At 49.1% G+C, this 9,265-nt stretch carries 4 protein-coding genes; 3 read left to right on the plus strand and 1 reads right to left on the minus strand.

Annotation, left to right across the window (positions count from 1 at the left end; genetic code table 11):
* Positions 1-911 precede the first annotated feature (911 nt).
* The 3 genes from Q1A69_RS19225 to Q1A69_RS19235 all read left to right on the plus strand — a co-directional run bounded on the left by Q1A69_RS19225 (position 912) and on the right by Q1A69_RS19235 (position 8,168).
* A complete protein-coding gene (locus tag Q1A69_RS19225) occupies positions 912-6,818 on the plus strand; it encodes an RHS repeat-associated core domain-containing protein (protein WP_299589243.1) in 5,907 nt (1,968 codons plus the stop codon).
* An 8-nt stretch (positions 6,819-6,826) separates the two neighbouring features.
* Positions 6,827-7,201, plus strand: a complete 375-nt coding sequence (locus tag Q1A69_RS19230) for a hypothetical protein (RefSeq protein ID WP_299589246.1) — start codon at positions 6,827-6,829, stop codon at positions 7,199-7,201.
* Positions 7,202-7,748: 547 nt separating this feature from the next.
* On the plus strand, positions 7,749-8,168 hold the full coding sequence (locus Q1A69_RS19235; RefSeq protein ID WP_299589249.1) for a hypothetical protein: 420 nt from the start codon (positions 7,749-7,751) through the stop codon (positions 8,166-8,168).
* A 136-nt stretch (positions 8,169-8,304) separates the two neighbouring features.
* On the opposite strand, the gene Q1A69_RS19240 is transcribed toward Q1A69_RS19235, so the two are convergent.
* Positions 8,305-8,445, minus strand: a complete 141-nt coding sequence (locus Q1A69_RS19240) for a hypothetical protein (RefSeq protein WP_299589252.1) — start codon at positions 8,443-8,445, stop codon at positions 8,305-8,307.
* Between the last annotated feature and the right edge of the window lie 820 nt (positions 8,446-9,265).

A 9,265-nucleotide genomic window follows, 5' to 3' on the forward strand; every position in this document is an offset into this window, starting at 1 on the left:
TGGAAGCTTACTAGCCTACAGCCAGCTGACCTCTCTCGCTATTGCCAAGTGTGTCGGTTGTTATGGGAATCTAGGCTTGATGTGGCAGTATCGATGTCATGGGATGTAATGAAATAGTGCCAAGATCTATGTGCTTTCCCATTAGTATTTGCGCCAAAACAGGCATCACACCCTGAATTTATTAAAAAAATTCAGTATTGTCAGTTTAGTCTGTTTATTGGTTGGCGCTTAAATTGACTTAAAAAAATTCCGTGATAGTGTCGCCAAAATTTTTTTCGCTCGTCGGTGACCTACGTATGCATTCTTTCCGTGTACTCCTATTTTTATGGGTTGGCCTGCTCTGTGGGACAGCAGTTGCAGATAGTTTAAGCGGGCCCAGTACAGATACAGACGGAAAATATGCTCTTTCCTATAATCCACCGATTCCTTTTGAGACGATGTCGGTATATTTGAAAGAGTACAAAAATGGTGCATTTATACGTTATATACCTGTATCAGCAAGCTGGTCTTCGGGTAATTATTCGAAGTCAATAACAGTCTCCTCTACGGGCCAATATTCTTACGAATATTGGCGTGAGTATTGTAGGTCGAATTTTATCCCGACAGAGCCTACACCACCTATTACTTCCTGCCCAGCTTCTCAGTTTGAGGCGGTGAGGCTTGGTACTCATACCGTTAATGTTGCACTCAAACCCAATACTCCCTCATCTTTAACGTTTTCTTCGGTAGAAAGTGGGAGTACCGATACGAATGGAAAATATAAAATTAACTGGGGGGCTCCCAGCGGAGGGCATTCGGTCTCTGGTTATCAGTGGTGCCAGGAAACTAATGGTAGCTGGCAATCTGATAGCAGTTGTCCCAAAGTAAGTAGCGGTACTCGTAACAGGTCTTTACCTACGTCAACGGGCACTATGCCCACCGGCAAGTATCGATATCGAGTCCGCGCCTACGCTAAGGCCGGAAGTTATTACCAATACAGCGGCTGGCGCACCTCCTCAACGCTCTATGTTAAGCATTATCCAGTCCAGGTTAGTGGTTGGCAGGAGCCGGGTGGCAGTACGCTACCTGGACCCAGTTTCGACCTTAAGTGGAATTCTGTTGCTGATCCCGATCCCTCCGATCCGGTGCTTAACTATGACTTGGAATGGAATGTAAATGGCAGTGGCTTTAGCGATGTTTTTACCACTAAGCCCACCTCTACATTAGTGAATATCAGTAAGGCTACAACAGGTAAAGATATCACTGCGAGCGATTATGAATTCCGGGTTAGAGCTTGTAACAGTTCCGGCTGTGGCCCCTGGTCCACAACAAAACGATTAACTCCACCCACACCGCCAGAGCCTGAGTTTTCTGATAATCATCCCACGCAGTTTTTTAAACTGGACCAAACCATCACCTGGAAAGATGTTGGGGCGAGTGTCTATAAACTGGAACGCATGCGCAAGGGTGAGACTGGCTGGACTACTGTGGTCGCCAACACCGCAGGCACAAGCTATTTCGATGGCGGCAGTGAACCTGGCACCTACCAATATAAGCTGACTGCCTGTATTGATTTTGCGGATAATTGTGCTTCTGTACTAAGCCCCTGGATCAAAGTACACAGTCTGGCCAATACGGACGAAACTCCAGCGGTCACCACGGAGCAGGCGACTACACCGGGCACCCTGCCTTATAGTGCCGATGTCAGTGCCACCGGTAATGCCATTATTAATGTCCCCCTGCAACCGGCGCCCGGCGTCAATGGATTGCAGCCCAATTTATCCCTGCATTACACCAGTGCCCGTTTCCAGAAGCGTATGACCCAAGCCCTGCCGGAAGATACCCTCGGTTATGGTTGGCGATTAGGTGGTTTGAGCAGTATTCGCCGCTGTGTGGTGAATAGGCCCAATAGCGATAGGGTTCAACTGACGGACGCGGATTCACTGTGTTTGAATGGTGAGCCTTTAGTTTTGGCCTCTGGTACTCACTGGCAGGCGGGCGCCCAGTATCGCACTCTGCGCGATAGCTTCCGTCTGATTGAGTTACAAAAAAATAGTGCCGGTAAGATCTGGTTCAAAGTCAAAACCCCCAATGGCTCAATCAATGAGTATGGAGCCACGGCGGATAGTCGCCTGCGAGGGGAAGATACCCCACACTTTGCCTGGAGCTTGAATAAAGTTACCGATGCCTTCGGCAATACGATGGCCTACAAATACCATCGCGATCTTATCGAGGGTATTAACTATCCCCTGGAAATTACCTACGGCAACCAGGGCGATGCAAAAATAGAATTCCAGTACGGTACCCGTACCGATGCTCCACCGATGCCCCTGCAGGAAATCCAGCAGGAACAGCTGGTGCTGTTGCACCATATTCGTGTGCACCTGGACGGCAAACTGCAGCGGGAATACAAGCTGATCTCCGAGGAGGAGCCCGCCGATCCCGAGAAGGCCCATTATCGCCGCCTCAAGCAGGTACAGCTGTGTGCTTATGATGAAAATGGCACTGGTCGCCAGTGCCTGAAACCGCTGGAATTTGCCTGGAAATTTACCGACTCTGCCAACCCGGATGACTTTGAAACCGGCATCGAAACGGTCACCAACGGCCTCGGCGCCCAAACTAAATTTACGCTGGAACGTATCTCCGATAACCCCGGCGAAGAGGAAAAGGGCCGCTTCAGCGAGGAAGTTTTTGGCCCAAATATTTCTATTCCCGATACGAGCTCAGTGCGAGCTTCAAACGGCGATTACCGCACCGTAGTGACCGAAATACATCGCTCCAACGGCTACAGCCTAGGCTGGCATACTACCTATTACACTTATCAGGGTGTCGGCCTAACCAGTGACAAAGGCTGGGGCTTCCTCGGCTATCACGCCCAACGCATCTGGGACCCACAAGCCAAAATTGTAACCTACCGCCAGTTCCGCCAGGACTTTCCTTACTTTGGCAAGGTGGCGCGACAGGTTCAGTATTTTAACAACTATCAGTTTGGCGAACTGCTCACTAACCAGCGCTTTAGTTACGATGCCCTTGAGCTCAGTGCCGGTGATAGTAAAACCTACTATCCCTATCTGGCGCAAAGCTTGGACACCCTGTTGGAGGGGGGGCAAACACTCGGGTATGTAGTCAGTGACAATGCACCCCAGGCTATCTCTTATGGCGATGCGGGAGATTTGTTAAGCGGCAGTGTGAACACCAGCCGTGTAACGAAAACTGCTCAGATCAACGAATCCCAGAGTGTTTGGGGTGAGGTGCTGCCGGCCAGCAATTACGGCGATATTCAACGCAGCGTGGAGAGCACCACGCTGCTGGAAAACCGCGTCAGCGGCAATTGGCTGGTTGGCTTCCCCAGTGCCCAGGAACAGCGCCACTTTAGTGGCGATACCAGCGGCAGCCCAGATCAACAGTCCCATAGCGCCATGACCCCTTATGGCAATACGAATAAGGTGCACACGGCAACCCTATATCCCGGAGATGCTAAGTACCAGATGGTGGTCACTTATGATTACGATGCCTATGGCAATGTGACCAGTGAAAGCGCCACCGGCAAGGTGGATGCCACAATTAATGGCTCTAGCACCCAAACGCGCAGCACCCAGGTGAACGGTGCCTTCTCTGATCGGCGCTACCCGACTAGCCTGAGTAATGTCTTGGGTCACACCATTACCATGGACTACGACCGCCGCTTTGGCAGCATCACCCAGGTGACCGATGCGAATCTCCAGTCCAGTAGTATTCAGTACGATCCCTTCGGTCGCGAGATTAGCAGCACCAATGCGGATGGAGTGGCGTTCAACACCCAGTACAACTTCTGTTTCGCTAATTGCCCCGTTGTTGACAGTATCGAAGTGCCTTACTGGGTACAGACCAGCTCGGCAATTACCCCCACCTCGGAATACTATTACGACCAACTGGGCCGTTTGGTACAGCAGGATGTAGAGGATTTCTTCGGTAACAACGTCTCCCGCCGCGAATATAAGTACGACCCTCTCGGGCGGCTTAATATGGAGACGGCCCCCTTCTTTGCCCAAGGTAACGCAGCGGTCGATGGTTACAAACCGATTAACAATTACGAATATGACTTGCGTAACCGCCTCGACTATATAGAGAAAGCCGGTGGCGGCACGGTGGATATTGATTACAGCGTAGCGACGGGCAACAGTGGCAAGCAGGTCAAAGTCCGCGTAACGGAATCGGTAGTGGGGGGGAGTGGTAACAGCACCCAGGTGCAGGAGAGCTACTACGACCTAAATGGCGACCTGGCGCGTACGATCGATGACGCCACCGGCGAAGCGGTAACGACAGAGTACACCTACTACGGCAGTGGCTTACCAAAAACCGTGTTGGTTAACGGTGGTAGCCGTAATATCGAATCCAGTTTTGTCTTTGATTACGCCGGCTTCCGCACCAGCATGACCGATGCCAATTTGGGCACAGTCTCCAGCAGTTACAACGCCTTTGGTGAGCTGCAGCGGCAGACCGATAACAAAGGTCAAAGCATTACCTATCTGTACGACCAGCTGGGCCGGATGCTGGAGCAGCAAGATGCCCAGGGCCTGGCTCAATGGCAATACGATGCCGTGAATGCAAAGGGCGGTCTGCAGAGCCGTAGTTACACAGAAAACGGATCACAGGTATTTTTGGAGGAGTACATCTACCGCTCTGACAGCAAGCTGGACACTATCCGCACTCAGTTACTAGCCGGTGGTGCCAGTCGTAATTACCAACATCAGTACGGCTACGACAGTTACGGGCGCACCAACAAAGTGGTTTACCCCAATAACGTTGAAGCCCACTATCGCTATAACGCGCGCGGCTATATGCAGAGTCTCAGCAGCGATGCAGCCGGCAACAATTCCCTGCAAACCTTTGACAGCATCAACGCCTGGGGCCAGGTAGAACAGGAAACTTACGGCAACGGCCTGATCACCAATCGCACTTACGATCCCTACACCGGGCGCCTAGAAACCATTAAAACCGGTGGCGGTCAGGTACAAAACAACGAGTACCGCTGGCGCTCCAACGGCACCCTGCAAAGTCGCCTCACCTACAATGCCTCCCAGGCATTGCAGAAGCAGGAAGACTTTAGTTACGACGGTCTCAATCGCCTGCGCCACGCCACCATGCAAGTCGGTGGCGACCGCGTGCTTAGCACCCAGTACGACAAGCTCGGCAATATCCTCGCCAAGACCTCCAGTGTCAGCAACGACACCCAGGTCAGCGGCTATCAGTACGGCGAGTTTGGCAATGCCGGTCCCAATGCGGTCAGCAGTGTCACCATTAACGGCATCTCCCAAAGCCTGTACTACGATGCCAACGGCGCTATTGAACGTTACGACGCCGCCAGCGGCGATGACAAATGGATCAGTTGGAATGCGCGCCAACTGCCCACGGAAATTGTGCTGGGCAGCAGTCAAAGCGATAGCACACCGACCGCCAGAGACCGCTTCCACTATGGACCGGATGGCCAGCGCTTCTATCGCGAAAGCAGCTGGATGGAAGATGGCCAGCTCAAAACCGAGAAAGCCTTTATTGTGGGCAGCTACGAGGAACAGATCCCCGCAGATACCAGCATTCTCACCATCGAAAAAACCACACTGGCCGGCAGTGTTCAGCATATCGCTATTAAGGATCTCACCGGTACCAGCGGCGAATACCAATACCTGCACCGGGATCACCTGGGCTCCATTGAGAAAATCACCGATGAAGCCGGCCTGGAGATCTTAAATCTCGCCTTTAACCCGGACGGCAGTCGCCGCCAGGGGGACTGGAGTGGAGACCTAAACCAGCAGCAACTACAGGAACTGCTGGCAGTACAGGGCCTCACCACCAAACGCGGTTACACCGGCCACGAACACCTGGACAGAACCGGCCTGATCCATATGAATGGGCGTATCTACGACCCCACACTGGGCCGCTTCCTCAGCCCCGATCCGATTGTGCAAGCACCGACATATAGCCAGAGCTGGAATCGCTATAGCTATGTGTTCAACAACCCATTGAGCTTTACCGATCCTAGCGGCTATGAAGCTGAGAATGAAAAGGAAAAGCCCAAAAAGGAACGCGAAATTACACCTAATAACGACGGGGGTGGCGGCGGCGGTCCTGGGCCGGTAGAGGAGGTGACTGTCATAGGGGAGCTATTACCTCCCTCAGGATCATGGGGGCCAATCTTTATTGGCACAGTAAACATAAACGGAGAAAATTATGAGGTATTTGGCGAGTCTATTAGTGAAGCGATAGATGCAGCTCTTGCGAATGTAAAAGAAACTGATATAAACGACAGCGATGGAGGTGGCAGCAGCTTTATTCTACCTCTTTATGTAAAAACTACGTCCCCGAACGTGGATGGAAGTTTTGCACAAAAGAAAATATGGAATGGATTTCAGAAAGGTGTTGCTATTGCAGACCCCACGGTTGGTGCAGCCCAGCTATTTGGGGTGGCTACCATTACCTCACTTGTGAATCGTAGTGGTGTGAATGGTATCGATGATATTGGAGCAAATAGATGGACTCCATTTCCACTTCAAAATGCAATACGAAACTCTAAAAGTCTTCAAGTTTTAAAACATGCAGGTGCAGGGCTGTTTTATGTTGGAGCTGCTATTTCAGTTTGGAATGGTGGTCAGGCCTTAAGTAAAGGTAATGGCTTCGGTGTATTTAACGCAGGGGTTGACCTGACGTTTGGTGTAGCAGGGTTTGCTGGTGGTACTGTGGGTGCAGTTGGAGCTGTTAGCTATACAGGAACATCGGCAGCTATCAAGTATATTCCTGGGGTATATGATTATACTGTACAGCCTGGAGTAGATTTCTTATGCTGGGCTACTGAGAATTGTTAGATCAAAATATGCTTAATTTCTTTTATTTTAGATTTTATGCTCTCTCTCAAAAGGTCAATGGAATAGGTGGGCATAATCATTATTATGCCTGCTTGTCCCTCTCTTTCTTTGAGATTGCTTTATTGCTAAATGGGGTACTCCTTGTCCACATATTTATAGAAGTGGGGGCAGTATTTCCAGATGTTTCTAAATTTTTGGCGGTAGTTATTTTTCTTGTTGTCTTTTTGGCTAATTTCATCATTTTTTCGATGCGAAATCGTGACGAGGAGTTTCTGGCTGAAAGAAAGCGCGTTCTGTGTAGCCATACTAAATATATCGATGGAATACTCAGCCTATTGATTCCTATACTTTGTATGTTTTCTCTAGCATATTTTCTGATTTGAAAATGAGTTAATGCACAAAAGGAGCGGACCTGGGGAAGTTATTTACCAGGAACCGATGCGGGCGATAGAGCTGCGAGGTATTGGGCTGACCGCTTAGTTGCTGCTGGTGGAGGGTTTACAGACGATCCAATTGCATCTGCGGGGCTATTTTTATCGGTGCTTTGGACTGCTGAGACTGCTACTACTACAGGCATTACTTTAGGTACAGCTGGAACTGGTGGTGCTTGGGCAGCTGGGGTAGATATTTAAATGGATTACTTGCTCGTGGTCTCGTTTCAAATCCGGGTGCTTTGAGATTTTTGCCGCAAGCTGTGTCCGTGGAACACTGGATGCTGCTGGGTGGGCATTTAAAGGTGTAAGGTCGTCTACTGCTTTACGAGGAGGCTGCTCCAGAACTTTTGGTAAAGGTCCTGATGCTGTTTTGCAGTGGTCGGCAGCTGGAGGTCGTCATGGTATTTCTTATTGGAAGTTAACTGGCTCCACAATTCACGGGACAACAAAAGTACCTTATTTTAGGCTTGGCAGTGTTCCGAAGTAAGGGGTGGATATGATTCTTGCTGATGAAAATATGGATATAATTCCTCATGTTGGGTTGGGTGGGATTAAGCTTGGCGATTTTCTTGGAGATTTGAAAATAACAAAAAATGAAATAAAAGTTGTGAATTCACAAAAAATGGCGGTTCTTAACGATGGCGCTATTTTCATTTTATTCTCTAAGGATTCTAAGGTGATACAGCTAAGTGCTCGTGATGGATATAAAGGAAAGCTATTGGGGATATATTCTGTTGGCGAATCCATTCTGAACTTTGTAAATAGCAATGATTGGTTTTTCTCTGAGAGTGATGATGGGTTTATTAACGATAATGTCCCCGGTGTTGTGGTTCACCCCAACTTGGAAGATGCAACCCCAGAGGAGATAGTAGGGAAAAAGAATTTATTAACTGTTGCTGAAATCACAGTATCTTAGGATTGCACACTAATTTGGCGTTTGGCTTATCATGAAATTGACCGTTAGGTTGTTGGCATTAAGCCTTATAGCTTAGTAAGCAAGACCACCAAAGCCCCGGTAGAGCAAACTACCGGGGCTTTGTCGTTATGGCTTATCAAGCCTGATTCTTCAGCTTGGCATTCTCGATAAACGTATCGATCACCTGAATCACCTGCCGCTTGGTGGCGGCGTCCAGCTTCTCAATCTGCTGCATCCGTCGCAGCAATCTGGAATCCGGCTGCTTAATCTTCTTCACCGGTTTTACACCGAGTAGCTCGTCCGTGCTGACCTTGAGGGCCTGCGCCAGGTCTACTAGGGTTGGCCGGCGGGTGTTCGCTCTCGGTTTCGTAATAGGCGATGACCCGTAGCGTCGCGCCGATCTCTTCCGCCAGTTACAGCTGTGTATAGAGCGATGGAGGCTTTTTGCATCTATGACTCATAAAGCACCCTTAAAGTGAGTCATAGAAGCTCAGTCTATGACTCACACTTATCACAAATGATGGTGCACGAAGAGTACTAAGATACAAATCAAGGTTATCAATGCCTGCGTTTCGTCTAACGGGGATCTGGGAGGCACCGAGCTTATAGCCCTAGTAACTGATAATGGATTCAGCTAGCGAAGATCTCAACAACCTACGGGAGTCGGGCCAGCATCCGTACATGCAAAGAGGTGCTCCGTATTAAAAGTATGATACTTTATTGTCAGGTTTTTAAGATGAACTTGAGTACCTTAAACGAAAAGTATGATTCTTTAACTTTTTCACGAAAAACCTACCCTAGTAAAATCAATAAGTTAGCTTTGTGAAAGTATGAGACTTTATTGTTAACTTACACCGGTTCAACTTCCCGCTCTTGAACACATTTTACCTATAATTAAATCAATAAGTTAGGGGGCACTTTGGCTATTTGACAAAATCGAAGGGAATATTGCGCAACAGTACTGAGAGATGTGAATCATCGTAACTTATTGATTCTCCTTGTGACTTCAAGTTACAAGGGGTGATCCTACCCACAAAAGACGGACACTCTCTTAAGCGATAAACTACGCAGCAGAGGTGCCCTATGACACGATCAAG

The sequence above is a fragment of the uncultured Microbulbifer sp. genome (assembly GCF_947498635.1).
Classification (GTDB): Bacteria; Pseudomonadota; Gammaproteobacteria; order Pseudomonadales; family Cellvibrionaceae; genus Microbulbifer; species Microbulbifer echini.